A 24,955-nucleotide genomic window follows, 5' to 3' on the forward strand; every position below is an offset into this window, starting at 1 on the left:
TAGGCCTTATCGCTGTTACAATAGGCTAGGCAATTCGATTGCCTGTGCGTGATCGTCACCAATAAGGAATAAATATGGCTCTGATTGAATATAACCCACCGCAGGAACCTTGGCTGGATTTGGTGTATCGAGATGATTACATCGCCGTGGTGAATAAACCGAGCGGCTTGCTTTCGGTGCCGGGCAATCAGCCGCAATATTATGACAGCGCCATGTCGCGGGTGAAAGAAAAATACGGTTTTTGCGAACCGGCACACCGGCTGGACATGGCAACCAGTGGCATTCTGCTGTTTGCCTTAAGCAAATCGGCGAATCGCGAATTAAAACGTCAATTTCGCGAACGCGAACCGAAAAAATATTATCAGGCGCTGGTTTGGGGGTATTTGGAACAAGAGCAAGGTATGGTGGAATTGCCGCTCATTTGCGATTGGGAAAACCGCCCACGCCAGAAAATTTGCTTCGAACGGGGAAAAAGAGCGGTCACTTTTTACGACGTTTTGCAGCGTTATCCAAATAACACCACCCGCATAAAACTCACGCCGATTACCGGTCGCTCCCATCAATTACGCCTGCACATGCTGGCGCTCGGACACCCGATTTTAGGCGATAAATTCTACGCCCACCCACAAGCCAAAGCCCTCTCGCCCCGCTTATGCCTGCACGCCGAAAGCCTGCAAATCCGGCACCCGATCACCGGCGAAACCATGGAATTCACCACACTGGTCGGGTTTTAAAAAGTGCGGTGGATTTTTCCTGTGTTTTTTCGATGTGAAACACCTAAAATTCCGACCGCACTTTTCTTTTCCGAGGCGATAAAAAGCAATGAAACGGGTTCATTGCTTTGGTTGTCTTTATTGTATTGCCAAATATTTTTCTTTTTCAATTATTGTCCTTATCATTCCGATCTTTTGAGATTTGCCTTCCATGATGGCGGGCCGGAAGGGGACAGGCTGATGAAGTTGGCGATTAGAACCGGCAATCCGAATCCTTCTGCCACTAAAAAATGACGAATGCTTTCAGGTTATGTACCGATGGTGGTCATAAACGTCTCCTTATTGTTTTAATAAGCTTTCGTCTAAGGTTAAATCTTCATTTTTATTTACGCCGATACCGCGATCCAACACATTTTGTGCGATTTGATGTGCTTCTTCCAAAGAATGCTCGGTGTAAGTGCCGCATTGGTACTCATTTAGTTCAGGAATTTCGCTTTGTTTCTTTACATTCAGAATATCCTGCATCGAAGCTGCCCACGCCTGTGCGATTTGGGTTTCATTTGGAGTGCCGATTAAGGACATATAAAAACCGGTGCGACAGCCCATCGGGGAAATATCGATAATTTCCACATCCTTGCCATTTAAGTGATCTCGCATAAAACCGGCAAATAAATGTTCAAGGGTGTGAATACCTTTCGGTGGCAAGTTTTCTTTGTTAGGTATCGTGAAACGAAGATCAAAAACGGTGATATTGTCTCCTTTTGGAGTGCGCATGATCTTCGCAATACGTACGGCAGGCGCCTTCATTCGGGTGTGATCCACTTTAAAACTATCAAGTAATGGCATATTTTTTCCTCAATTTTAGCTTTTTTGATTAAAAATTAAGCGTTCGTAAATTATTTATAAGTTTTTGTAAATTCTTGCGAACTTTTTCCGTTATACTATTGTCATAAATTACGAGCAACTTGCAGTTGTTTTAATAAAATTGGTTCCTTAGGTTATTTGCCTCTCTTCGTGAGAGGCATTTTTTTATGTATTTTACAGGAAAATCGCAGGCTTTACAGAAAAGCCACACCTAAAAACAACAAAAAAACATACCGCACTATTTTGCCCAGCGCGATAAAAACCAGGCACGCCAACCAGTTCAACCGCAACCAACCCGCCACCGCACAAAATACATCCCCGATGATTGGCAACCAGCTGAAAAATAACACCAAACTGCCGTAACGTTGTGTTTTTTCCAATGTCCAAGCCAGTTCGGCATTCTGCGGCGGTTTATTGAAAGCAGGCAACCAACGCCCTAAAACATAAGTGGTCAGACTTCCAAGTGTATTACCGATAACCGCAACCCATAACAAACTTTGAACTTCGATGGAAAAATGATGGTAACCCGACCATAAAAGCGGTGCGGCGATGGTAAGAAAAATAATTTCCGAATTGCCGGGCAGCACGGTGGAACTGAGAAAGGCGCTGGCGAACATAATCCAAAGCCGATGTTCGCCGAATAAGGATTGCCACCAATCCCAGCTGAAGAGGTCTAACATCGTTAGATTTGCGGCCGGTAGGTACGCAGATAATTTTCACGATCTGCCACATTCACTTGTCGCACTACCCGACAAGGAGACCCCACGGCGACGGTGTTTGCGGGAATATCTTTAGTGACTACGGAACCCGCAGCAATTACCACATTATCACCAATTGTCACACCGCCCAGAACCACAACATTGCCGCCAAGCCACACATTATTGCCGATGGTAATCGGAAGCGCCTGCTCCCAGCCGGCAAGGCGCAATTCGGGATCGAGCGGGTGTCCCACCGTATATAAACTCACATTGGGCGCAAACATCACATCGTTGCCGATGGTCACCGGTGCGTTATCTAAAATGGTGCAGTGATAATTGGCGAAAAAGTTTTTTCCCACCTTAATATTGCTGCCGTAGTCACAATAAAAGGGCGCATTGACATGCGTTGTCGCGTCGGCTTTGCCAAACAAGGCTAAAATCAACCGCACTTTTTCCGCTTTATTGCTCGGACGGGTCAGAATATTGAATTGGTACAGTAACTCTTTGGCACGCAGACGCATTGCTACCAGCTCATCGGTGTAAGGCTGATGGGCGAGACCACGCAGCATTTTCTCTTTTTCGCTCAGCATCAGTTTTCTCTCAATAATTTATTTACGCGCACATCAAATACATCCATCCCGGCACTTAATCCCGCCTGAATGCCCAAATCACCGTCTTCAAAGACTAAACAGCGTTGTGGTTTCACCTTAATCAGTTCGGCACAACGTAAAAACGTGTCCGGCGCAGGTTTATGATGTTGAATATCTTCGGCGGTGACAATGGCGGAAAAGTATTTTTCAAAATCAAATTTATCCAATAGAATTTCTGTCATGGCACGATGGGAACCCGTGCCTAACACCAACGGTTTTTTGCTGTAAAAAGAACGCACGACACTGGCGGCGGGCAATAGCGTGGCGTGTTGCATAATCAGCTGTTTGCCGTATTTGCGTTTCAAATGGATGACATCATCCAATCTTTCTAACGGCATGGCATGGCGTTTCATCATTTCCTGCGCGATGGTTTTTACCGGCGCACCGCCTAGTTCATATAATAAATTGCCGTCAAACGGATAGCCAAAATGTTGACCCACCATTTCCCACGCCTTGGCGTGACTTGGCATGGTGTCGATAACCGTGCCATCCATGTCAAAAATTAAACCGTCATATTGGTTTATTACATCATTATCTAACATATTGCCTTCCGGATTGTCTTAGTTACAACAAATAAGATAGCTATTGTGCAATAAATTTATGATCCGTGCATCGTTTAATTTCGGCGGTATGCGGTTATACTTAGTCAGCTTTAGGTGAGAGCAGGTAAATGGATATTCAACAACGGCTGTGGATTTTTCAAACGCGGGAGCTCATTGACGATCATATCGTCGAGACCGTACTCAATGTGCGCCGGCATTTGCAACGCCAATGGCAGGTGGACGTGGAAACGGAACAGGTGAAAATGATGTTGGTGCATATTGCCAGCGCGTTGGGGCGCATTAAACGCGGACATTGCGTTTCGCCGTTGTATGCGGAATTGCTGTTGGAAATGAAAAGTGCGGTGGTTTTTCCGCAAGTTTTGCAGATTCACCAAAATGTGTTGGAACTGATTCCGTTAGATATTCCGGAAGAGGAACAGACATATTTCCTGGCGAACGTATATGGTTTGGTATTGGATCAGCCGCATGTGCTGGCGCGGATAAGTTAAAAACGCATGGAAAAACCACCGCACTTCTTGGCGTTTGAGTAAGATAAATGAGAAATTGTTGGAATGTGAAATGGCGCACCCGAAAGGATTCGAACCTTTGACCGCTCGGTTCGTAGCCGAGTACTCTATCCAGCTGAGCTACGGGTGCGTAGTGAATGTTTAACTCGCTCAAACCATTTTAAACCATAGAGTCGACTTAAAATGGCGCACCCGAGAGGATTCGAACCTCTGACCGCTCGGTTCGTAGCCGAGTACTCTATCCAGCTGAGCTACGGGTGCGAGACAAATTAAACAAATGGCGGTGAGAGAGGGATTCGAACCCTCGATGGAGTTTTTGACCCCATACTCCCTTAGCAGGGGAGCGCCTTCAGCCTGCTCGGCCATCTCACCACAATCGATTTGTGGGCGGTATGATACGGGTTTATGACAATAAGTCAAATTATTTTTTCCGAAAAGTGCCTGAAATCAACTTGGTTGAGCGATTTCTCAACAAATCCGAACGGGGTTTTTGTCCTTTATTTTCCGCGTAAAATTGCCCGTAAATTGGCGATATGGCTTTGTGTTTTTGCCTGTTGCTGTTCGGCGCTTAACGGCGGTTTATCCCGCTCCCATTGCAAATCGTTTTCCGGCAGTTCCAACAAAAAGCGACTCGGTTCGGGACGGATTAACTCGCCGAATTGACGTCGTTCCTTACACAAGGAAAACCACAGATTCTGTTGCGCACGGGTAATCCCCACATACGTCAAACGACGCTCTTCTTCCACATTGTCTTCGTCAATGCTGGTTTGGTGCGGCAAAATACCTTCTTCCATGCCAATTAAAAACACATGGGGAAATTCCAGCCCTTTGGAGGCGTGTAGCGTCATCAATTGCACCTGGTCGCCATCATTTTCCTCTTCGCCGCGCTCCAGCATATCCCGTAAGGTCAAGCGGGTGACAATTTGATTGAGGTTCATGGGCTCGTTAAACTCGTCGCCTTTCAACATGCCGGCGACCCAATCGAACAGCGTCGCCACGTTTTTACTCTGCATTTCCGCCGCTTTCGGGCTGGTGGCGTATTCGTACAAATATTCTTCATAGTGCAACGAGGAAAGCATGGAACGCACCGCCCGTTCCGGTTCGGAGCGCTGAATTTCGTCATTCAGTTCCACAGTCCAGCGGGCGAATTTTTGCAATGCGTCATACGCTTTCGGCGTGACCCGTTGAAGCAGCTCAAAATCAAAAATCGCTTCAAACAAACTGATATGTTTTTCCTGCGCCAAGGAACCCAGTTTTTCCAGCGTCGCGGTGCCGATTTCCCGCTTCGGCGTGTTTACAATACGCAAAAATGCCGCGTCGTCGTCCTGATTCACCACCAAACGCAAATACGCCATCATGTCTTTAATTTCCGTGCGGGAGAAAAACGACGTGCCGCCGGAAATTTTGTACGGAATGCGGTTTTGCATGAGGATTTTTTCCAACAGGCGCGATTGATGGTTGCCGCGATACAAAATGGCATAATCGCGATAATGGGTTTTGCCGATAAATCGATGCGCAATCAGCTCGCCTACCACGCGCTCCGCCTCGTGCTCTTCATTTTTCGCTTCGATAATTTGTAATTTTTCCCCTTCGCCTAAATTGGAAAACAGTTTTTTGTCGAAAACGTGCTCATTGTTATCAATGAGAATATTGGCGCAGTGTAAAATTCGTTGGCTGGAACGGTAGTTTTGTTCCAGTTTAATCACCCGTAACGCCGGGAAATCATCGCGCAGCCGCACCATATTCTGCGGACGCGCGCCCCGCCAGGAATAAATGGATTGATCGTCATCGCCCACTACCGTAAAACGGGCGCGTTCGCCCACCAACAGTTTAATCAGTTCATATTGGCTGGTGTTGGTGTCTTGGTATTCGTCCACCAACAGATAGCGAATTTTCTCCTGCCATTTTAACCGCACTTCGGCGTTCTGTTTGAACAACAACGTCGGCAGCATGATCAAATCGTCAAAATCCAAGGCGTTGTAAGCGCGCAGTTGTTTGTTGTAGCGATCGTAACAATGGGCGAAGGTCTGTTCTTTGTTATCCCGTGCCAACCCCAGCGCCTGTTGCGGACTGCATAAATCGTTCTTCCAGTTGGAAATACGGTTAATCAGCTCGCGCAATACGCCTTTGTCTTCCTGCAACACATCGGCGGTGAGTTCTTTTAACAGCGCCATTTGGTCGTGTTCGTCAAACAGCGTCATATTGGCTTTAAAGCCTAACTGTTTGTATTCACACTTAATAATATCAAAACCTAAGGTGTGGAAGGTGGACACAATCAGCCCTTTGGATTGTGCTTTGCCGATGGATTGCGCCACGCGCTCTTTCATTTCGCGGGCGGCTTTGTTGGTGAAAGTGACGGCGGCGATTTGCTTCGGAAAATAACCGCACTTATCGATTAAATGGGCGATTTTGTTGATGATTACGCGGGTTTTGCCGGAACCGGCGCCGGCTAGCACCAGGCAAGGGCCGGAGACGTATTCCACGGCTTGTTGTTGTTGCGGATTGAGTTTCATATTTGTCGGTTATTCGCTTTGCGACCAGGCATAAGGCAACAGGGCGGTATCCAATAAAAAGGACAGCGGCAGGTCTAAAATCGGCAAGCCCCAGCGTTTCGCCATGTCAAAATCGTACTTGGTGCCGGCGTAGGCGCTGTAAGGTTCCGTGGGATCGATCAGCTTGACCACCGTGCCACAACCGCTGATAGCAAAAAGTGCGGTCGAAATAAAGAGTGTTTTTACGGGTTGAAATTTCATAAGCGGGCGGATTGTACATCAAATCGGCGCAAAGCAGGAGGGGAGGCATAAAAATCTTGCGCCGCAGGTTGCCCCGCAGCGCAATGGTATTGATGAATTCAGCTTAGAAACGATATGTAGCGTTGGTGCTATATACATTACCTCTTAACTTTTGACCATCAAATTTGTTATGAGTCCTTAAATATTCCAAGCTTAGCTCAAAGTCCGGTACCAGATTGACCTTAACACCCGCACCAAAACCTATACCGTTTTTGGTATCACTATGCGTAGCTGAGTAGTTGCGTGTACGAACCTCACTTTCAAATTTAGCAGTTTGCACCCCAACTTTGGCATAAGGAAGAATGCTTGGTGTTACACGATAGCCTTGTAAGTAACTTACGCCCAAACGTGCCTTTTCGTTCAGTTTGCCACGGTAGCCGGAGGCGTTATTATCATGTAACGTTGATTTGTTTAACTTCAATTTTCCTTCAATGATACCTACGAAATCGTTACCATAGTCGATGCCATAATCGGCAATTAAATCAACGTTAGAGATACGTTTTGCGTCTTTGTACTTGGTTGTGCCTACACCAACACCAATTCCAAAGCCGGTAAAATCTGAGGATGCCACCGCGGAGGTTGACACAAGAACAGCTGCGCTAAGCGCTAAAAGCGTTAATTTTTTCATAAAAGCCCTCTGTTAGATTTAATTAGAACCGGCTTGAGTATAGGCACTTTAGCTAGGCGGATCAAGATCTTTTGCCGATTTTGTGGATTCTACAGATGAAAGTGCGGTGATTTTTGTCAGTAATTTTAATTGGTTATCAAGCCCGTATTATTCCATGCGCCGCCCCCCGATTTTCGCTATAATGTGTCAATTATTCATCAACATCATGAGATTATTATGGCCCAAATTGCTGCAAATCCCCTCGTTCTGGTGGACGGTTCTTCCTATTTATATCGCGCGTTTCATGCGTTCCCGCCACTGACCAATTCCGCCGGTGAACCGACGGGCGCCATGTACGGCGTGCTGAATATGCTGAAAAGCCTGATTTCGCAGGTGCAGCCGAGCCATATTGCAGTGGTGTTCGATGCCAAAGGCAAAACTTTCCGTGATGAAATGTTCGAACAATACAAATCCCACCGCCCGCCCATGCCTGATGATTTGCGCAAACAGATTCAACCCTTGCACGACATGATCCGCGCGCTGGGCATTCCGTTGTTGGTAGTAGACGGTGTGGAAGCGGACGACGTGATCGGCACGCTGGCAAGTCAAGCGTCGAAAAACGGGCAAAAAGTGCTCATCAGCACCGGCGACAAAGATATGGCGCAGCTGGTGGACGACAACATTATGTTGATTAACACCATGAACAACAGCCTGCTGGATCGCGCGGGCGTGATTGAAAAATACGGCATTCCGCCGGAATTGATTATTGATTATCTGGCGCTGATGGGCGACAGCTCCGATAACATTCCGGGCGTGGCGGGCGTGGGCGAAAAAACTGCCCTTGGGCTTTTGCAGGGCATCGGCAGCATGGCGCAAATTTATGCCAATCTGGACAAAGTCGCCGAACTGCCGATTCGTGGCGCGAAAAAGCTGGGCAAAAAATTACTCGCCGAAAAAGCCATGGCGGATTTATCTTACGCGCTGGCAACCATTAAAACTGATGTGATGCTAGAATTTTCGCCTCATGAACTCGCCATCGGCGACAGCGATAACGACGCCTTAATCGCGTATTTCGGGCGTTATGAATTTAAACGCTGGCTAGGGGAGGTGATGAATGGCGCCGGTACTGTCACGCAAAGCGCCGAGCAACCCGTAAAAATTAACCACTACCAAGCCACGCCTGCAGCAAAAATCGATGAAAGTGCGGTCGAAAATGCCGTTAAATTTCACATTGATCGCAGCCGTTATGAAAACATTCTCACCGAGGCGGATTTGGCGCGTTGGCTGGAAAAACTGAACGCCGCCAAACTCATCGCCGTGGATACGGAAACCGACGGGCTGGATTATATGTCCGCCAATTTGGTGGGCGTTTCCTTTGCCTTGGAAAATGGCGAAGCGGCGTATTTACCGCTCCATTTGGATTACCTCGGCGCACCGAAAACGCTGGAAAAAAACACCGCACTTTCTGCCCTTAAACCGATTCTGGAAAACCCGAACATCGGCAAAATCGGGCAAAATCTCAAGTTCGACATGACCATTTTCGCCCGCAACGGCATTGATTTGCAGGGCATCGAATTTGACACCATGTTGCTTTCCTACACCCTGGACAGCACCGGGCGACACAATATGGACGACTTGGCGAAGCGCTATCTCGGACATCAAACCATTAGCTTTGAAGACATCGCCGGCAAAGGCAAAAACCAGCTGACCTTCAATCAAATTCCGTTGGAACAGGCGGGCGAATACGCGGCGGAAGATGCCGACGTGACCATGAAGTTGCAACAAGTGTTATGGCAAAAATTACAGCCGCAACCCGGTTTGGTAGAACTCTATCAATCCATCGAACTGCCGCTGCTCGGTGTGTTATCGCGTATGGAACGTTACGGCGTGCTGATTGATTCCGACGCGCTGTTTTTGCAATCCAATGAAATTACCGAAAGATTGACCGCACTTGAAATGCAGGCGCACACTTTGGCGGGACAGCCGTTCAATTTGGCATCCACCAAGCAGTTGCAGGAAATCTTGTTCGACAAACTCGGCTTGCCGGTGCTGCAAAAAACCCCGAAAGGCGTGCCGTCCACTAATGAGGAAGTGCTGGAAGAACTGGCGTACAGCCACGAATTGCCGAAAGTGCTGGTGGAACATCGTGGCTTGAGCAAACTGAAATCCACGTACACCGACAAGTTGCCGCAAATGGTGAATCCGCAAACGGGGCGCGTGCACACCTCCTATCATCAGGCAGTGACGGCGACAGGGCGGCTTTCTTCCAGCGATCCGAATTTACAGAACATTCCGATTCGCAACGAAGCAGGGCGCCGCATTCGCCAAGCCTTTATTGCACGTGATGGCTACAAAATCATCGCCGCCGACTATTCCCAAATTGAGCTGCGCATTATGGCGCATTTGTCTAATGACCAAGGCTTGATCAACGCTTTCGCGCAAGGCAAAGACATTCACCGTTCCACCGCCGCTGAAATTTTCGGTTTGCCACTGGAACAGGTCACGAGCGAACAACGCCGCAACGCGAAAGCCATTAACTTCGGCTTGATTTACGGAATGTCTTCCTTCGGTCTTTCCCGCCAGCTCGGTATTTCCCGCGCCGACGCACAACGCTACATGGATTTATATTTCCAGCGCTACCCGAACGTGCAAACCTTCATACATGACATTCGCGAAAAAGCCAAAGCACAGGGCTATGTGGAAACCCTGTTCGGACGCCGTCTATATTTGCCGGAGATCAATTCTTCCAACGCCATGCGTCGCAAAGGCGCGGAACGGGTGGCGATTAACGCGCCGATGCAAGGCACCGCCGCCGACACCATCAAACGCGCCATGATTAAACTGGATGGCATCACTCGTGATGACCCGGACATTCACATGATTATGCAAGTGCACGATGAACTGGTGTTTGAAGTGCGGTCGGAAAAAATCGCGTTTTTTAGCGATCTCATCAAACAACACATGGAAGCCGCCGCCGAACTGGTGGTGCCACTGATTGTAGATGTGGGCGTAGGTGAAAATTGGGATGAAGCGCATTAAGTTAAAGGGAAAACATGACACATAAAATCGTTCGTAGCGCAGACTTCACCGCCGCCCACGCCCGGGGCGGTTTGGACATTACTGAAATAAACGGCATCAGCGTGCGTTTACATTGGACCGACGAACCTTACAAATGACACACCAATGACGGCGAAGAAATATTTGCCGTAATGGACGGCGTAGTAGAAATGCACTACAAAGAACACAGCGAAGCCAGAAGCGTATTGCCGGAAAGCAGATATTTTTTACGCCGGCATCGGCATCGAACACGTCGTCCACCCGCAGGGCGAAGCGCGGATTTTGGTGGTTGAAAAAACGGGCAGCAGTGTTTAATAAAAAAGTGATCTGCACCCAAAACCTGAACACCTAATTATAAGGTGCTGGTTATGTCCTACTCTTATCAATTTCGTTTAAAAATTATCAAACCGATCACCGAACAGGATTTTAGTATTTATAAGGTGTCTAAACTTTATAAGATTCCTCATTCTCAAGTCATTTATTGGTTAAAAGCCTTTCGTGAAAGAGGGCTTGATGGCATAAAATCGCCTTATACTAAACCTAAAACCTCCAAAATTCTGAAACCCAAAATGAAAAAAACGCAGATTGAAGTGGCTGAAACAACCGACTTTTCACCACAAGCCTTTAAAAAACTGAAACGAGAACCCGCCCTTGAAAAAGCGGAGATTGATTATCTAAAAAAGTTAGTGGAATTGGGGCGATCAAAAACAAATTAAACTCGATTTAAAAGTATTGAGCCTGGTACAATACCGAGCTCAATACTTCAGTTAACTGACCTGTCCAACTTTTGGGGGCAGATCAAAGTGCGGTCAACTTTTTTGTTATTTTTTAGGTAAGGCTTCACTAACAACATTTAATTTTACATTTGATGTTTTGAAGGCCTCAAAACGCGGATTTTTCTTCATAAATTTAATGAAGCTTTCTGCATCCGGAAGATAGGTATCTGTACCTTCGTATTTCGGGTCATTGAAAAGATGACCAAAGGTTTTATATCCGTCTTTACCGCTGGCAATATAGGAATTGGTTCCCACTAGATAACGTTTATTATCGTCAATATCTTCCCATTGTTGTGTTTGTTTATTGAAGACCTCAACGCTTACTAAGCGTTTACCGTCGGCATTTGGCGTTTCATTGGCTTCATAACGAACACCCGCCCCGTAAGGGAAGCCGCCGGTAGAACCGTCAACTAACGCAAATTGCAGAGCATCTTCCAAAGCTTGTTTAATCAGTGAACCTTCCATTTTATAAGTAAATAAAGTATTACCAAATGGTAAAAAGGTATAGGCATCATTAAAGGTGACGTCACCGGGTAAAATATCTGAACGTACACCTCCGGCATTTTGAATAACCAGATCTACATTTTTCAATTCGTTGTACATCGTTTCTGCCACAAAACGGGTCGCAACCGAACCTTCAGGGTTAGAACCTGCTTTATTCGGGATGCGATTATCCGACCCGCCCGGCATCGCTTGCCCAACGATTGAGCCGATGACTTCTTTTGCCAGTTGATCCTTTTCATATCGATATTTGCTAATCAGTTTATCCGTTTTTTTATCATGATAATCCAATGAAATGCTTTTCATCTTTTGTAAACTTTGAATTGCTTTTTGACGTTCTTCTCCACTAAGTTCCTGCCAATTACCGTCACTGTTTTTAACTTTTAATTTATTTGTGCTCATTAATACATGTGGAGTTTTTCGGATTATGGAAGCGATCCCATCTTTGCTGAATTTAACGCCTAAATCGCCCACTACGGCGGAATAAGCCCAAGCTTCCATCACAAAAACAGGTTCACCATTCGGGCTTTTAAATTCTAAGGGATATTCATATACCACCGGCAATTTCAATTCACGCAACTCGTCATTACCATATAAATAGTGGGAATCGCCGGTAACAATAATATCAATATCATTTACTTTTTGCGCAATTTCTATGTTCTTTTCACTGCCCGCATGGGAAAGTAAGATAATTTTGTTAACACCCTGTGCTTTTAAAGCATTCGCCATAATTTGGGCTGTTGCAATTTCATCATAAAATTTAACATCTTTCCCGGGGGAAGATGAATTAACGGTTTTATTTACTGTATCTAACCCAATAATGCCGATATTTTCTCCATTCACCGAGAAAATGTCATAAGGTTTCCATTTATTGTACAAAATAGAACCTTTATCAGGAATGACATTAGCAGATAAAACAGGGATTTTTAGTGGTTCAAGTAATTTTAATAAACCTTCATTTCCCGCATCAAACTCATGATTGCCCAGTGTAAAATAATGAAAATTACCTGCATTCATTACCGCTGCATCGGCCGAACCGCCAAAAAGGGTAAAATAAAGTGTTCCTGTAATAGCATCGCCTGCATGTAATACTAGCGGATTTTTATATTTTTTGCGTAATTCATTAAGCTTGCTGTTAACTGCGGAAAAACCGCCAATATTTACTTTAGTTTCTTTACCGTTTAATAAAATGCGGGCTTCGTGAGGCTCCAAATAAGAATGATGATCATTAATATGCAGAATGCTCAATTCAACAGCTTTGTGGTTATCCTCCGGCGGATTTGCCGCTAACCCGGAGGTTGAACAAAATACAAACGTAGTACTAAGAATGTGAGTAAGTGTTTTTTTAAGTGTAAACATAAGAACTCCTATGATTGTTAAATAGCTTATTCTAAGCCTTCCAACATTGCCTGAAAGGTTTTATAACGGGTTGTATCATTATTGTGTTGCAAATTTTCACGCGGTTGATCCAAGTAAGAAAAATCATCAACTTCAACCCCTTTAAACTGCTGATCAAAAATTGCAGCTGCCAAGGCAAGGCGTGGCTTAATAACGGAGGAAGGGGCAATAACACTTACTCGATTTTCAGTGATAGTAAACTGTTTTTTATTAGGAAAATCTTGGTACATTTGTTCGCGGATTCGCTGGAAAATGGTTTTAGCAGGTTCTGCCAATACGGATATTTGCGTAGTCTTTGCTCCTTTTTCTGTTAAAAGCTGAACAAATTGATTGGCGTTTGGCATGTCTTTAATATAGATTTGAGCGCGTTCATTTGCCAAGAAAGAGATCAAAAGATTTTTTTTCATTTCCTGCATTAAGGTGTCATCAGCCGTTTCAATTGGCTCAAAATACAGGTAATCAATAAATTTGGGTGTCAGATTTTTCTCTGTTTTAAAAATACGGGTCAGAATTTTTTCGGTAGTCCGAATTTGTTGCGCAAGACGTTGTGGGGATAGGGAAGACAAAGACGTTAACTTTTTTTGTAAAACGATAATTTGTTTTTGTTCTTGTCGGGCAAGTGCAGCGGCTAATTGCTGTTTTACATCCTGTATGGATTGGTTCGACCGGTTTTGACCGGTGTGTTCGATATTTTGCATAGTTTGTCCTTGAATACTAAAAAAATATGTAAGCAAAAATAACACGGAATGAATCTTTTTTTTCATTGTGAACCTCACGTTTTAGCAACATGTTCAGAATAATACCTTGGCGCTATTATATCTCAAAGGAGTCAGCTTAGCACAAAATAGTGTATTTTTGTTGTAGTTTCAAAGTGATGATAGGAAATTATTACAATGGAAATTCATTTTATTAAAATAATAGGGATAGGTTTTAACATAATATATGGCATTCCAAACTCATTAATTTTTAACCGCACTTTTACCTCGGCAGGCAAATCTATTACAATGAACACAATTTTCACATCTAGCAAAAGGACAGAACTATGATTATCGTAACAGGCGGCGCGGGCTTTATCGGCAGCAACATCGTCAAAGCATTAAACGACATGGGATGCAAAGATATTTTAGTGGTGGATAACTTAAAAGACGGCACCAAATTCATCAACTTAGTGGATTTAGACATCGCCGACTATTGCGACAAAGAAGACTTCATCGCGTCCATCATCGCCGGCGACGATTTGGGCGACATCGACGCCGTGTTCCACGAAGGCGCGTGCTCCGCCACCACCGAATGGGACGGCAAATACATCATGCACAACAACTACGAATATTCCAAAGAGTTACTGCATTACTGTCTGGATCGCCAAATTCCGTTCCTCTACGCCTCCAGTGCCGCCACCTACGGTGACAAAACCGAATTCCGCGAAGAACGCGAGTTTGAAGGCCCGTTAAATGTGTACGGCTATTCCAAATTTTTATTCGACCAATATGTACGTGCCATTTTGCCGGAAGCGCAATCGCCGGTGTGTGGTTTCCGTTACTTCAACGTGTACGGCCCGCGCGAAGGACACAAAGGCTCCATGGCAAGCGTAGCGTTCCACTTAAACAACCAAATTCTGAAAGGCGAAAACCCGAAACTGTTCGCCGGCAGCGAACACTTCCACCGTGATTTCGTCTATGTGGGCGATGTAGCAGCAATAAATATCTGGTGCTGGCAAAACAAGGTTTCCGGCATTTTCAACTGCGGCACCGGCAACGCCGAATCCTTCGCCGAAGTGGCAAAAGCCGTTATCAAATTCCACAACAAAGGCGAAGTGGAAACCATCCCGTTCCCGGAACATTTAAAATCCCACTACCAAGAATACACCCAAGCGGACTTAACCAAACTCCGCGCCACCGGCTACGACAAACCGTTCAAAACCGTGGCGGAAGGCGTCGCGGAATATATGGCGTGGTTAAATCGTAAATAGAACGAAAGAATCTGTTTTAGCAGAGAAATTCAAACGAAAAACAGCGTATAAGTACGGTTAAAATCCATCGTGTTTTTTAGCCGCACTTTTGAAAATAGCAATGACAAATAAGGCAAATAATTATATTATTTGCCTTATATTTTAAGGCGAATAATAAGGTAATTGCGGCATGGAACAACAATATATTTGGCAGAAGGTAAATTGGCGGCAATGGGAATACGACTTGCCACAGTTACTTCCGCTATTAAACCAAGCCCATTATCAACAGGGCTTACTGCTGGGAAGATTGTTGGATATCGGTTTAGGTGAGCGTGAACAGATCTGCCTTCAGGCATTAACCAACAGTGTCCTCAAAAGTAGTGAAATCGAAGGCGAAATGCTCAATGCACAATCCGTGCGTTCTTCCCTGGCTCGCCGTTTAGGCGTTAATATCGGCGGATTAACCGCAACGGATCGTGCCGTCGAAGGCGTCGTAGAAATGACGTTAAATGCCACTGAACAGTTTGATAGCCCACTTACTCTAGAACGGCTGTTCGGCTGGCATGCCGCACTTTTCCCAAGCGGTTATAGCGGAATGGTAAGAATTCGGACGGCACAATTGCGCGATGATAACAATGGTGCAATGCAAGTAATTTCAGGGAGAATCGGGAGACAAAAAATTCATTTTCAGGCACCGCCGGCTGAACAACTTGAAAAGGAATTAATGTTATTTCTAACCTGGCTGAATGATTCGAACCAACTGCTTGATCCTTTTATTAAAACCGGCATCGCTCATCTCTGGTTTTTAACTCTGCACCCTTTTGAAGATGGTAATGGTCGCATTGCACGTGCTATTGCGGATTATTTGCTTGCCAAAGCTGATAGAAACCCACAACGGTTTTACAGCCTGTCTGCCCAAATCCAAAAAGAGCGGTCGAGTTATTATGTGATTTTAGAGCAAACCCAGAAAGGCGAAACCAACTTAACCCAATGGCTGATGTGGTTTTTAGCCTGTTTAATCAATGCCATGAAGCAGGCACAGGAAACCTTGGATAAAGTTTTACTGAAAACCCGATACTGGCAATCCTGGCATCGGTTTTCGCTCAATGAACGGCAAATTAAAGTTCTCAATCTTATGTTAGATGGCTTTGAAGGCAAACTTGGCAATAAAAAATATGCCGCCTTAACCAAAGTGTCGCGGGACACCGCCTTGCGGGATCTCACGGATTTAGTCGCAAAAAATATATTGAAACGCGCGGAAGAAGGCGGGCGGAGCATTCATTATGAATTAACACCCCCGGATTTATCACAAGTTTAAAATCACTTAAGGTGAAAAAATGAATATCCTGATTATCGGCCCGTCTTGGGTCGGCGATATGATGATGTCGCACAGTTTGTATCAACAGCTCAAATTGCAATATCCCCATTGCCACATCGATGTGATAGCGCCTAATTGGTGCAAACCGTTGTTGGCGCGCATGCCGGAGGTGCGGAATGCCATTGAGATGCCACTCGGGCACGGGAAATTTGCGTTGTGTGAGCGTTATCGTTTGGGCAAGGCGTTGCGCAACCAATATGACATGGCGATTGTGTTGCCGAATTCGCTGAAATCGGCGTTTATTCCGTTGTTTGCGAAAATTGCCGTGCGGCGCGGTTGGAAAGGGGAAAGCCGTTATTGGCTGCTCAATGACTTACGCCATAACAAACGGGATTACCCGATGATGGTGCAACGTTATGTGGCGTTGGCGTTTGAAAAAAATTCCGTGCCGAAAGCCGTTGAGATTCCTGTGCTGAAGCCTTATTTAACCGTCGAACCTAGCCGGCAGGCGGCGACCTTAAAAACGTTTGAAAAACCGACCGCACTTTTAGGCAGGCGTCCGATTGTCGGTTTTTGCCCCGGCGCGGAATTCGGTCCGGCGAAGCGTTGGCCGCATTATCATTATGCCGAACTGGCGCGGATGCTTATTGAAAAAGGTTATGCAGTGGAACTTTTCGGCTCGCCGAAAGATGTGGACGCCGGCGAACAAATCCGTAACGCCTTGCCTGTCGAACTGCAGCCTTTCTGCTTGAATCTGGCGGGACAAACCAATCTCAATCAGGCGGTGGATTTAATCGCCAACTGCACCGCCGTCGTCAGTAACGACAGCGGTTTAATGCACATTGCCGCGGCGACCGATCGCCCGTTAGTGGCGCTTTACGGCCCAACCAGCCCCGCTTACACCCCCCCGTTATCGGACAATGCCGAAATCATTCGGTTAATAGAAGGGGATTTGATTAAAGTACGCAAAAGCGCCGACAGCACGGAAGGCTATCATCAGAGTTTGATCGATATTACGCCGCAGCTGGTGTTTGAAAAGTTAATGGGATTACTCAATCAATAGCCACCTGACCGCACAAAAGTGCGGTCATTTTTTTCTTTGAATTTCGCATTAAACCCTTTGGGGGCAATACGTTAAAAGATCTATACTATTGCCCTGATTTACTTTTTCGGAGTTGTTATGCCGGATCGCTCACCTAATATCACGACACATGATCCTTTCGGCAGCTTGTTGGGTTACGCGCCCGGCGGTGTTGCCATTTATTCTTCAGATTACAACACAGCGGATGCGCAGGAATACCCTGACGATGCCGCCTTTCGTAGCTATCTCGGCGGCGAATACATGGGCTACAAATGGCAATGCGTGGAATTCGCCCGTCGCTATCTTTATCTCAATTACGGCATGGTGTTCACCGATGTGGGCATGGCGTATGAAATTTTTTCCTTACGCTTTTTGCGCCAAGTGGTGAATGACGCCCTGTTGCCGTTGCAAGCCTTTGCCAACGGCGGCAAACGGGCGCCGGAATGCGGGGCATTGCTCATTTGGCAGGAAGGCGGCGAATTTAAGCACACCGGGCATGTGGCGGTGATTACTGAAGTATTGGCGGACAAAGTGCGTATCGCCGAGCAAAACGTGATTCACTCCCGCCTGCCAAGCGGTCAACAATGGACACGTGAGCTGCCGATGACGGTTACGGCTGGGAGATACCGCCTGCAAGACACCTTTGATGACACGGAAATTCTCGGCTGGATGATTCAAACGGACAACGAGGAATTTAGTCTGCCGCAACCGATGCCGGCGCCGGAGAAACTCACCATTCATGCAGAACACATTGAAAATCAGGGACAATTCGCCGCCAATTGGCTGAATGAAGACAACCCGCTGGAAGCGGCTTACGTGAAGGCAATGAAGGGACACATCGTCAATCATGGCGATCAATATCGCTATTTTGCCCTTTCCGAAAGCGCACAACATGAGCTGATTCGCGCCACCAATGAGCTGCATTTGATGTATTTGCACGCCACCGACAAGGTGCTGAAAGACGATAAGTTATTGCAATATTTCAATATTCCGAAACTGCTGTGGCCGCGTTTACGCTTATCCTGGCAAAATCGTCGTTATCAAACCATCACCGGCAGAATGGATTTTTGTTTGGATGAACGCGGTTTGAAAGTTTATGAATACAACACCGATTCCGCCTCTTGTCACGCAGAAGCGGGGGCGATTTTGCCCCATTGGGCGGCACTGGCGGGTTTAACCTTAAGGCATGACCCTGGCGAAGGCTTACGCAATGCCTTGGCGGATACCTGGAAACACAGCCACGCCACGCCGTTGGTGCACATTATGCAGGATCACGATGCGGAAGAAGAATATCACGCCTTGTTTATGCGTGATACGCTGACGCAGGCGGGTTTTAACACCAAGATTATCCACGGCACAGAAGGGTTGCATTGGGATACGCGCGGACAATTATTGGACGACGAAAATCAACGGGTGCAAAGCGTATGGAAAACCTGGGCATGGGAAACCGTGCTGGAACAATTACGCGAAGATGCCACCGGGCGTGAAGTGGCACCGCCGATTCGCACCGGTTATCCGGAAGATAAAGTGCGGTTGATTGACGTGTTACTTCGTCCGGAAGTGTTGGTGTATGAGCCTTTATGGACGGCAATTCCAAGCAATAAAGCGATTTTGCCGGTGTTGTGGTCGTTGTTCCCGAATCACCGTTATTTGCTGGAAGCCGGTTTTGAACTTACGCCGAAACTCATTGCCAACGGTTATGCGCAAAAACCTATTGCCGGTCGCCGTGGCGATAACGTAAAACTTATCGGCGAGTGCAAAACCGTCTTGGATAGCACCAACGGGTGTTTTGCTAAACAAGAAAATATCTACCAGCAATTATGGTGCTTGCCGAAAGTGGAAGATCAATATGTGCAGGTGTGTACGTTTACCGTAGGCGGGCATTATGCCGGCAGTTGTTTGCGCTCCGACCCGACCCGCGTGATTGTGGGCGACAGCGATATGCAACCGTTGCGAATATTGAGCGACAAAGTGTTTACGCAAAAAGCAAAATAGTCTCAAGCTAGGATCAAAATAGGCACCTTGAAAGTGCCTATTTCATTAGAAAGTGCGGTCAAAAAACACAGCGTTTTTTATATGCTTATTTTTTGCCTTGTTCTTCTGCCGGTTTCACTTCCGTATCTTGCAACCAACCCGGTGCAACCCGGCTCATATCCGGCAACTCGTGCGCAATACCTTTATGGCAATCAATACAGGTTTTGCCGTTTTCCTGCGCAAATTTGTGCATTCTTTGTGCCACGGTTTTTTGTTGGGAGAAATCCATACGATCCATTTTGTGGCAGTTGCGACATTCTTGGGAATCGTTGGCTTTCATGCGCTCCCACTCGTTTTCCGCCATGTGCGGACGACGGGCATTGAATTTCTCCAACGTATCGGTTAAGCCCATATAATGCGCGTACACTTCTTTTGCCGCCACCATTTTACGCCACATTTTCGGTCCGAATTCATGGGGAACATGACAATCCGGACAGCTGGCGCTCACGCCGGTGCGGGTTTGATAATGTACGCTGTGCAAATATTCCGGGTACGCATCATTCATGTGACAGCCGGCACAAAATTGCTCGGTGTTGGTTTGTTCCAAGCCGTAGTTAAAACCGACCCAGGACAAAATACCGCCGATAAAGGATAAGACGATAATCGTGCCTACCGCAATACGGCTAGGCGATCTGAACCAACGCCAGAATCGCACTAAAATATTTGGTTTCTTCGCTGACATAACCACCTCTTAATTACTGTCCGTAACCTTTCATCGGTTTGAATTCGTTTGGCACGATTGGCTCAACATCGGATTGAGAAACGTGGCATTGTAAGCAGAAATAACGACGCGGAGAGGAGCTGGAGCCGAGGTTGCCGTCGCGATCCATAAAGTGCGTCGGGCTGATACGGGTTGCACCGGTCACGCGCGACGCTTCAACGCTGTGGCAGTTTAAGCATTGGTTCACGTTTTTGGTGACCTGATAATTTTTCACACTATGCGGCACCATTGGCGGTTGATTCACATAGTTTAAGGCAGGCAGTTCGCTTTGTTTCGGTGCATCATGAAATGCCGGCGAGACACTTTCCGGTGAATTATGGAAAAAATCTCCAGCGCCTTCCGTCGGCTGTTGCGCCATAACGGACGTCGCGAACAATGCCGTAAATAGCGCACCGCTAAAAGCAAATACGTTGTTTCTAATCATTTTAATCACTCCCCCGAATGATGGAATTTTTTTATTTTTATTGGTTTAGGGTGACGATAGGAATGTCGTTATTAAACCGATGGCTAAAAGTTAATACGTTTTCAGCGCAGACATCAATGCAACGCCCGCAACTGATGCAATCTTGCGAAAGCACTAACAAGCTTTCGTTATTTTTTCCGTGTAATGGCGAACGCAACACTTGGGGTTCCGGGCAAACGTTGTAGCAATCCATGCAATTGTCACATCTTGCCCGATCAATCACTTTGATCCGAATCAGACTTTTCGCACCAATGACGCCATAGGTTGCGCCAATAGGACACAAATGCCCGCACCAACCGTGTTCAACAATGAATAAATCAAACAGAAATACCGCTAAAATCAACCATGCCGTCGCTCCGAAACTATAAATTAAAGCGCGACCTAACGCCGCCACCGGATTAATCCATTCCCACAGTAACAAACCGCTGACTGCACTGCCGACTAAAATCATCAGCAAAATGGCATAACGTAACCCGCGCGGAATTTTTGCCGTTTGGCGAATGCCCAGTTTCCGGCGAATCCAGGCGGCGCAATCGGTAACCACATTCAGCGGACAAACCCAGCCGCAGAAAACTTTGCTACCTAACAACGCATACAACGTAAAGATAATCAACGCGCCGATGAGGGTCAGGGTTCCCGGTAAATGCCTCGTGGAAAGGCTTTCCAACGTAATTAACGGATCACTTAACGGAATCACATCGAAAAGCAGACTTCCGCTGTAATTGCCTTTTAAAATCCACACGCCAAAGTAAGGACCGCTTAAAAACATCATCAGGATGCCGAATTGCGTGAGCCTACGCCAAAACAAGAAGCGATAGGCATGCCACCAGCCCAGTTTTTCCCGCGCCTCTTTGCCTGCAAATTTTGGTGAATTCGCCATTATTTGCCTCCCAATGTCGGTGCCAGAATCGGCTCCGGAATGTCTTCTGCGCCCATTACCGGCATTGTGGCTTCCGGCATACGGGTCGGCATCGAAATCAAATCTTTCGGCGCCAAGGAATGTCCGGCTTTCGCCTTTTCTTCCCAACCCAAACGATAATGTTTGCCTAACATGCCTTTCGCCAAATGCATCGGTAATACTTTGATTGCCGCTTCTTCCAAGACACACGCTTGTTCGCATTTGCCACAGCCGGTACAGCCATCGGAATGCACCGTCGGAATAAACACCGCGTGCTTGCCGGTGCGCTCATTACGATGGCTTTCCAGCGTAATGGCTTTATCAATCAACGGACAAACCCGATAACACACATCGCAACGCAAGCCTTGCCAGTTCAAGCAGGTTTCATGATCCAGCAACACCGCCAGCCCCATACGGGATTGATTAATATCCTGCGCCTCACGATCTAACGCACCGCTCGGACACGCATGGGCGCAAGGAATATCCGGACACATTTCGCAAGGTTTATCGCGCGCGATAAAATACGGCGTCCCCGCTTCCATTGGTGATAGCAACGATGCCAAATGCAACATATCATAAGGGCAGGCTTGCACGCACTGACCGCAACGAATGCAGGCGGAGGCAAATTTCTCGTCACTTTCGATGGCGAAAGGTGGACGCAATGCCACGCCTTCACGTGCCAAACTTTGTTTTTGCTGTAAGCCAAGTAACAAGCCAAGCCCAACAAGCCCGCCCGCAGTACGGGTGGCGTCTTTGAGAAATTTACGGCGTTCGGGCGTTACAGTCGGTTTTTGCATTTTCTTTTGATTTTCTGACCGCACTTTTCTGGCTTGAAGACACAAAAGTGCGGTAGGTTTTTAACACATTTTTAAGCGGCTTTTTCCACTTTCACCGCACATTTTTTGAAGTCGGTTTCTTTGGAAATCGGGTCGGTCGCGTCCAAGGTTAATTTATTCGCCAACTGACCGGCATCAAAGAAGGTTGTGTAAATCAAACCTTCCGGCACCTTGTTACGTCCGCGGGTATCTAAGAACGAAATGATTTCTCCTCGACGTGAAGCGACTTTGACTTTATCACCATGGCGTAACCCGCGCTTTTGCGCGTCTGTCGGGTGCATCCAAACCAAGTTATTCGGGAAGGAGCGGTGCAGTTCTGGTACACGACGGGTCATGGTGCCGGTGTGCCAGTGTTCCAACACGCGACCGGTACATAACCACAAATCGTATTCTTCGTCCGGTGATTCCGCAGGCGGCTCATAAGGCACGGCAAGAATAATCGCTTTTTTATCCGGATAGCCGTAGAACGCCACACCTTCCCCTTCTTTGACATACGGGTCGTAGCCTTCGCGATAACGCCATAAGGTTTCTTTGCCGTCCACCACCGGCCAGCGTAAACCGCGTGCTTTGTGGTAAGTATCGAACGATGCCAAGTCATGTCCGTGACCGCGACCGAAGGAGGCGTATTCCTCAAATAAGCCTTTTTGCAAGTAGAAACCGAAGTGATAGGACTCATCATTCAATTGTCCTTCCGCCAATTCGCTTAACGGGAATTTATCTATTTGACCGTTGCGGTATAACACGTCATATAAGGTTTTGCCTTTGTATTCCGGATTTTTGTCCAGAATTTCCGCCGGCCACATTTCATCGGTGGTGAAATATTTGGAGAATTCTACCAATTGCCATACGTCGGATTTGGCTTCTCCCGGCGCTTTTACTTGTTGACGCCAGAATTGGGTACGACGCTCCGCGTTACCGTAAGCGCCTTCTTTTTCCACCCACATTGCCGTTGGCAACATCAAGTCGGCGGCTAGACAGGACACCGTCGGGTACGGATCGGACACCACAATAAAATTGTCCGGATTACGCCAGCCCGGGAAGGTTTCTCTGTTAATATTCGGACCGCCTTGCATATTGTTGGTACACATTTGCCACAACACGCGCATTTTGCCGTCTTTTAACGCACGACTTTGAGCGACCGCATGGAAGCCGAGAATATCAGTAATCACGCCGGCAGGCAATTTCCAGATTTGTTCCGCTTTTTCACGGTGTTTCGGATTGGTGACCACTAAGTCTGCCGGCAGGCGGTGGATAAACGTTCCCACTTCGCGCGCCGTACCACAAGCAGACGGTTGACCGGTTAACGAGAACGGACCGCAGCCCGGAATGGAAATTTTACCGGTCAGCAAATGGATGTTATAAATGAGGTGGTTCGCCCACACGCCGCGGGTATGTTGGTTAAAGCCCATGGTCCAGTAAGACACCACTTTTTTCTTCGGATCGGCATACAATTTCGCCAAATTTTCCAACACATCTTTCGGCACGCCTGACATTTCATGGGCTTTGTCTAACGTATATTCGGCGACTAAGGCTTTTAATTCATCAAAGTTACTGTCATACATTTTGCCTGCCGTTTTCACGTTTTTCGCTTTTTGTTCCAACGGATTTTCAGGGCGCAAACCATAACCAATGTCGGTTTCGCCGCGTTTGAATTTGGTATGTTTGTTGACAAAATCCCGGTTAATGGCATCGTTTTGAATCAGATAATTGATAATGTAGTTCAAAATCACCAAGTCGGTGTGCGGTTTGAAAATGAGGCTATAATCCGCCAATTCAAAACTACGATGTTCAAAAGTAGAAAGCACGGCGACTTTCACATCTTGGTTGGATAGACGACGATCGGTAATACGGGACCACAAAATCGGATGCATTTCCGCCATGTTGGAACCCCAAAGTACGAAGGCTTCGGCTTGTTCGATGTCGTCATAACAGCCCATCGGTTCATCCATGCCGAAAGTGCGCATAAAGGCAACCGCCGCAGACGCCATACAGTGACGGGCGTTAGGGTCGATGTTGTTAGAACGGAAACCGGCTTTCCACAATTTGGATTTGGCATAGCCTTCAAAAATGGTGGTCTGCCCGGAACTGAACATCCCTACGCCGTTCGGACCTAATTCTTTCACTGCAGCTTTAAATTTTTCCGCCATGGTCTTAAACGCCACGTCCCAGCTTACCGGCGTGAAATCACCGTTTTTATCGTATTTGCCGTCTTTCATGCGCAACATCGGCTGCGTCAAACGGTCTTTACCGTACATGATTTTCGGTAAGAAATAGCCTTTAATGCAGTTCAAACCACGGTTGACTTCCGCATCCGGATCGCCTTGTGAAGCCACAACACGACCGTCTTTGGTGCCCACCAATACCGCACAACCGGTACCGCAGAAACGGCAAACCGCTTTATCCCATTTAATTTCGGATTCTGCAGCTTCAACATTTTTGACCGGAATACTTAACCCGGCCGCCGTTGCGGCTGCCATCGCCGCATTGGCTTTCATAAAGTCTCGACGACTTAAATTCATAGCGTTTCCCCC

23 protein-coding genes and 3 tRNA genes are annotated in these 24,955 nt (G+C 46.8%); 9 read left to right on the plus strand and 17 right to left on the minus strand.

What is annotated here, in order from left to right:
* The first annotated feature begins 74 nt into the window (after window positions 1-74).
* On the plus strand, window positions 75-734 hold the full coding sequence (rluA, locus tag A3CS_RS0107425; protein WP_019518371.1) for a bifunctional tRNA pseudouridine(32) synthase/23S rRNA pseudouridine(746) synthase RluA: 660 nt from the start codon (window positions 75-77) through the stop codon (window positions 732-734).
* A gap of 318 nt (window positions 735-1,052) precedes the next feature.
* Here rluA and luxS read toward each other — a convergent pair whose 3' ends face one another.
* The 4 genes from luxS to A3CS_RS0107450 all read right to left on the minus strand — a co-directional run bounded on the left by luxS (window position 1,053) and on the right by A3CS_RS0107450 (window position 3,467).
* Window positions 1,053-1,559, minus strand: a complete 507-nt coding sequence (gene luxS / locus A3CS_RS0107435) for an S-ribosylhomocysteine lyase (protein WP_005548120.1) — start codon at window positions 1,557-1,559, stop codon at window positions 1,053-1,055.
* A gap of 212 nt (window positions 1,560-1,771) precedes the next feature.
* Window positions 1,772-2,257 (minus strand): YqaA family protein, encoded by a 486-nt coding sequence (locus A3CS_RS0107440; protein ID WP_005548119.1) that lies wholly within the window; start codon window positions 2,255-2,257, stop codon window positions 1,772-1,774.
* A 2-nt stretch (window positions 2,258-2,259) separates the two neighbouring features.
* Window positions 2,260-2,865, minus strand: a complete 606-nt coding sequence (locus A3CS_RS0107445) for a sugar O-acetyltransferase (RefSeq protein WP_005567063.1) — start codon at window positions 2,863-2,865, stop codon at window positions 2,260-2,262.
* The gene (locus tag A3CS_RS0107450) at window positions 2,865-3,467 is read right to left on the minus strand and encodes a beta-phosphoglucomutase family hydrolase (RefSeq protein ID WP_005575551.1); all 603 of its coding nucleotides are present in this window, start codon (window positions 3,465-3,467) and stop codon (window positions 2,865-2,867) included. The genes A3CS_RS0107445 and A3CS_RS0107450 overlap by 1 nt, the downstream gene beginning before the upstream one ends.
* 128 nt (window positions 3,468-3,595) lie before the next feature.
* Between A3CS_RS0107450 and A3CS_RS0107455 the strand changes: the two genes are divergently transcribed.
* Window positions 3,596-3,976 (plus strand): PRD domain-containing protein, encoded by a 381-nt coding sequence (locus A3CS_RS0107455; protein WP_019518372.1) that lies wholly within the window; start codon window positions 3,596-3,598, stop codon window positions 3,974-3,976.
* 71 nt (window positions 3,977-4,047) lie between these two features.
* Here the strand turns inward: A3CS_RS0107455 and A3CS_RS0107460 are convergent.
* The 6 genes from A3CS_RS0107460 to A3CS_RS0107485 all read right to left on the minus strand — a co-directional run bounded on the left by A3CS_RS0107460 (window position 4,048) and on the right by A3CS_RS0107485 (window position 7,414).
* Window positions 4,048-4,124: transfer RNA gene (locus tag A3CS_RS0107460), tRNA-Arg, on the minus strand.
* A 54-nt stretch (window positions 4,125-4,178) separates the two neighbouring features.
* Window positions 4,179-4,255: transfer RNA gene (locus A3CS_RS0107465), tRNA-Arg, on the minus strand.
* A gap of 17 nt (window positions 4,256-4,272) precedes the next feature.
* Window positions 4,273-4,366, minus strand: a tRNA-Ser gene (locus tag A3CS_RS0107470).
* Between the two features lie 125 nt (window positions 4,367-4,491).
* Window positions 4,492-6,507 carry a DNA helicase Rep gene (gene rep, locus A3CS_RS0107475; RefSeq protein ID WP_005548105.1) on the minus strand — a complete coding sequence of 672 codons (2,016 nt, stop codon included), beginning with the start codon at window positions 6,505-6,507 and terminating at the stop codon, window positions 4,492-4,494.
* A gap of 9 nt (window positions 6,508-6,516) precedes the next feature.
* Window positions 6,517-6,747 carry a YceK/YidQ family lipoprotein gene (locus A3CS_RS0107480; RefSeq protein WP_005539105.1) on the minus strand — a complete coding sequence of 77 codons (231 nt, stop codon included), beginning with the start codon at window positions 6,745-6,747 and terminating at the stop codon, window positions 6,517-6,519.
* A 103-nt stretch (window positions 6,748-6,850) separates the two neighbouring features.
* Window positions 6,851-7,414 carry a porin family protein gene (locus A3CS_RS0107485; protein ID WP_005548103.1) on the minus strand — a complete coding sequence of 188 codons (564 nt, stop codon included), beginning with the start codon at window positions 7,412-7,414 and terminating at the stop codon, window positions 6,851-6,853.
* 216 nt (window positions 7,415-7,630) lie between these two features.
* Between A3CS_RS0107485 and polA the strand changes: the two genes are divergently transcribed.
* The 3 genes from polA (at window position 7,631) to A3CS_RS0107500 (ending at window position 11,166) form a co-directional block, all read left to right on the plus strand.
* A complete protein-coding gene (gene polA, locus A3CS_RS0107490) occupies window positions 7,631-10,432 on the plus strand; it encodes a DNA polymerase I (protein ID WP_005588063.1) in 2,802 nt (933 codons plus the stop codon).
* 14 nt (window positions 10,433-10,446) lie between these two features.
* Window positions 10,447-10,569 (plus strand): hypothetical protein, encoded by a 123-nt coding sequence (locus tag A3CS_RS0107495; protein ID WP_005548099.1) that lies wholly within the window; start codon window positions 10,447-10,449, stop codon window positions 10,567-10,569.
* A gap of 249 nt (window positions 10,570-10,818) precedes the next feature.
* The gene (locus A3CS_RS0107500) at window positions 10,819-11,166 is read left to right on the plus strand and encodes a helix-turn-helix domain-containing protein (RefSeq protein WP_012820817.1); all 348 of its coding nucleotides are present in this window, start codon (window positions 10,819-10,821) and stop codon (window positions 11,164-11,166) included.
* Between the two features lie 105 nt (window positions 11,167-11,271).
* Here A3CS_RS0107500 and nadN read toward each other — a convergent pair whose 3' ends face one another.
* Together nadN and A3CS_RS0107510 are read right to left on the minus strand one after the other, a co-directional pair.
* Window positions 11,272-13,086, minus strand: coding sequence for an NAD nucleotidase (gene nadN / locus A3CS_RS0107505; RefSeq protein ID WP_005538478.1), 1,815 nt, complete (start codon window positions 13,084-13,086; stop codon window positions 11,272-11,274).
* A 26-nt stretch (window positions 13,087-13,112) separates the two neighbouring features.
* Complete coding sequence (locus A3CS_RS0107510) at window positions 13,113-13,889, minus strand: hypothetical protein (protein ID WP_005548092.1); 777 nt, start codon at window positions 13,887-13,889, stop codon at window positions 13,113-13,115.
* Between the two features lie 278 nt (window positions 13,890-14,167).
* On the opposite strand from A3CS_RS0107510, the gene rfaD reads away from it, so the two are divergent.
* The 4 genes from rfaD (at window position 14,168) to gss (ending at window position 19,467) form a co-directional block, all read left to right on the plus strand.
* Window positions 14,168-15,094, plus strand: a complete 927-nt coding sequence (gene rfaD, locus A3CS_RS0107515; protein ID WP_019518373.1) for an ADP-glyceromanno-heptose 6-epimerase — start codon at window positions 14,168-14,170, stop codon at window positions 15,092-15,094.
* Window positions 15,095-15,263: 169 nt separating this feature from the next.
* Window positions 15,264-16,391 (plus strand): DUF4172 domain-containing protein, encoded by a 1,128-nt coding sequence (locus A3CS_RS0107520; RefSeq protein WP_005548086.1) that lies wholly within the window; start codon window positions 15,264-15,266, stop codon window positions 16,389-16,391.
* Between the two features lie 19 nt (window positions 16,392-16,410).
* Complete coding sequence (waaF, locus tag A3CS_RS0107525; protein WP_019518374.1) at window positions 16,411-17,454, plus strand: lipopolysaccharide heptosyltransferase II; 1,044 nt, start codon at window positions 16,411-16,413, stop codon at window positions 17,452-17,454.
* 117 nt (window positions 17,455-17,571) lie between these two features.
* Window positions 17,572-19,467: a bifunctional glutathionylspermidine amidase/synthase gene (gene gss, locus A3CS_RS0107530; RefSeq protein ID WP_005548082.1), complete on the plus strand. Its 1,896-nt coding sequence runs from the start codon at window positions 17,572-17,574 to the stop codon at window positions 19,465-19,467.
* A gap of 85 nt (window positions 19,468-19,552) precedes the next feature.
* Here gss and A3CS_RS0107535 read toward each other — a convergent pair whose 3' ends face one another.
* The 5 genes from A3CS_RS0107535 to napA all read right to left on the minus strand — a co-directional run bounded on the left by A3CS_RS0107535 (window position 19,553) and on the right by napA (window position 24,943).
* Window positions 19,553-20,188, minus strand: coding sequence for a NapC/NirT family cytochrome c (locus tag A3CS_RS0107535; protein WP_005548080.1), 636 nt, complete (start codon window positions 20,186-20,188; stop codon window positions 19,553-19,555).
* A gap of 13 nt (window positions 20,189-20,201) precedes the next feature.
* A complete protein-coding gene (locus A3CS_RS0107540) occupies window positions 20,202-20,651 on the minus strand; it encodes a nitrate reductase cytochrome c-type subunit (protein ID WP_005548078.1) in 450 nt (149 codons plus the stop codon).
* Between the two features lie 37 nt (window positions 20,652-20,688).
* Window positions 20,689-21,570: a quinol dehydrogenase ferredoxin subunit NapH gene (gene napH / locus A3CS_RS0107545; RefSeq protein ID WP_005548076.1), complete on the minus strand. Its 882-nt coding sequence runs from the start codon at window positions 21,568-21,570 to the stop codon at window positions 20,689-20,691.
* On the minus strand, window positions 21,570-22,385 hold the full coding sequence (napG, locus tag A3CS_RS0107550) for a ferredoxin-type protein NapG (RefSeq protein WP_005585478.1): 816 nt from the start codon (window positions 22,383-22,385) through the stop codon (window positions 21,570-21,572). Before napG ends, napH begins: the two co-directional genes overlap by 1 nt.
* 71 nt (window positions 22,386-22,456) lie before the next feature.
* A complete protein-coding gene (gene napA, locus A3CS_RS0107555) occupies window positions 22,457-24,943 on the minus strand; it encodes a nitrate reductase catalytic subunit NapA (protein WP_019518375.1) in 2,487 nt (828 codons plus the stop codon).
* Window positions 24,944-24,955: the final 12 nt, after the last annotated feature.

Source organism: Aggregatibacter actinomycetemcomitans DSM 8324, assembly GCF_000372365.1.
Taxonomy (GTDB): domain Bacteria; phylum Pseudomonadota; class Gammaproteobacteria; order Enterobacterales; family Pasteurellaceae; genus Aggregatibacter; species Aggregatibacter actinomycetemcomitans.

Bases quoted from the DNA above. Each gene is read 5' to 3' on its own strand.
- rep (WP_005548105.1), bottom strand. From the start codon at position 6,507: ATGAAACTCAATCCGCAACAACAACAAGCCGTGGAATACGTCTCCGGC.
- gss (WP_005548082.1), top strand. From the start codon at position 17,572: ATGCCGGATCGCTCACCTAATATCACGACACATGATCCTTTCGGCAGC.
- polA (WP_005588063.1), top strand. From the start codon at position 7,631: ATGGCCCAAATTGCTGCAAATCCCCTCGTTCTGGTGGACGGTTCTTCC.
- A3CS_RS0107455 (WP_019518372.1), top strand. From the start codon at position 3,596: ATGGATATTCAACAACGGCTGTGGATTTTTCAAACGCGGGAGCTCATT.
- A3CS_RS0107480 (WP_005539105.1), bottom strand. From the start codon at position 6,747: ATGAAATTTCAACCCGTAAAAACACTCTTTATTTCGACCGCACTTTTT.
- rluA (WP_019518371.1), top strand. From the start codon at position 75: ATGGCTCTGATTGAATATAACCCACCGCAGGAACCTTGGCTGGATTTG.
- nadN (WP_005538478.1), bottom strand. From the start codon at position 13,086: ATGTTTACACTTAAAAAAACACTTACTCACATTCTTAGTACTACGTTT.
- napG (WP_005585478.1), bottom strand. From the start codon at position 22,385: ATGCAAAAACCGACTGTAACGCCCGAACGCCGTAAATTTCTCAAAGAC.
- A3CS_RS0107520 (WP_005548086.1), top strand. From the start codon at position 15,264: ATGGAACAACAATATATTTGGCAGAAGGTAAATTGGCGGCAATGGGAA.
- A3CS_RS0107440 (WP_005548119.1), bottom strand. From the start codon at position 2,257: ATGTTAGACCTCTTCAGCTGGGATTGGTGGCAATCCTTATTCGGCGAA.
- A3CS_RS0107495 (WP_005548099.1), top strand. From the start codon at position 10,447: ATGACACATAAAATCGTTCGTAGCGCAGACTTCACCGCCGCCCACGCC.
- A3CS_RS0107510 (WP_005548092.1), bottom strand. From the start codon at position 13,889: ATGAAAAAAAAGATTCATTCCGTGTTATTTTTGCTTACATATTTTTTT.
- A3CS_RS0107535 (WP_005548080.1), bottom strand. From the start codon at position 20,188: ATGTCAGCGAAGAAACCAAATATTTTAGTGCGATTCTGGCGTTGGTTC.
- waaF (WP_019518374.1), top strand. From the start codon at position 16,411: ATGAATATCCTGATTATCGGCCCGTCTTGGGTCGGCGATATGATGATG.
- napH (WP_005548076.1), bottom strand. From the start codon at position 21,570: ATGGCGAATTCACCAAAATTTGCAGGCAAAGAGGCGCGGGAAAAACTG.
- luxS (WP_005548120.1), bottom strand. From the start codon at position 1,559: ATGCCATTACTTGATAGTTTTAAAGTGGATCACACCCGAATGAAGGCG.
- A3CS_RS0107485 (WP_005548103.1), bottom strand. From the start codon at position 7,414: ATGAAAAAATTAACGCTTTTAGCGCTTAGCGCAGCTGTTCTTGTGTCA.
- napA (WP_019518375.1), bottom strand. From the start codon at position 24,943: ATGAATTTAAGTCGTCGAGACTTTATGAAAGCCAATGCGGCGATGGCA.
- A3CS_RS0107445 (WP_005567063.1), bottom strand. From the start codon at position 2,865: ATGCTGAGCGAAAAAGAGAAAATGCTGCGTGGTCTCGCCCATCAGCCT.
- A3CS_RS0107450 (WP_005575551.1), bottom strand. From the start codon at position 3,467: ATGTTAGATAATGATGTAATAAACCAATATGACGGTTTAATTTTTGAC.
- rfaD (WP_019518373.1), top strand. From the start codon at position 14,168: ATGATTATCGTAACAGGCGGCGCGGGCTTTATCGGCAGCAACATCGTC.
- A3CS_RS0107540 (WP_005548078.1), bottom strand. From the start codon at position 20,651: ATGATTAGAAACAACGTATTTGCTTTTAGCGGTGCGCTATTTACGGCA.
- A3CS_RS0107500 (WP_012820817.1), top strand. From the start codon at position 10,819: ATGTCCTACTCTTATCAATTTCGTTTAAAAATTATCAAACCGATCACC.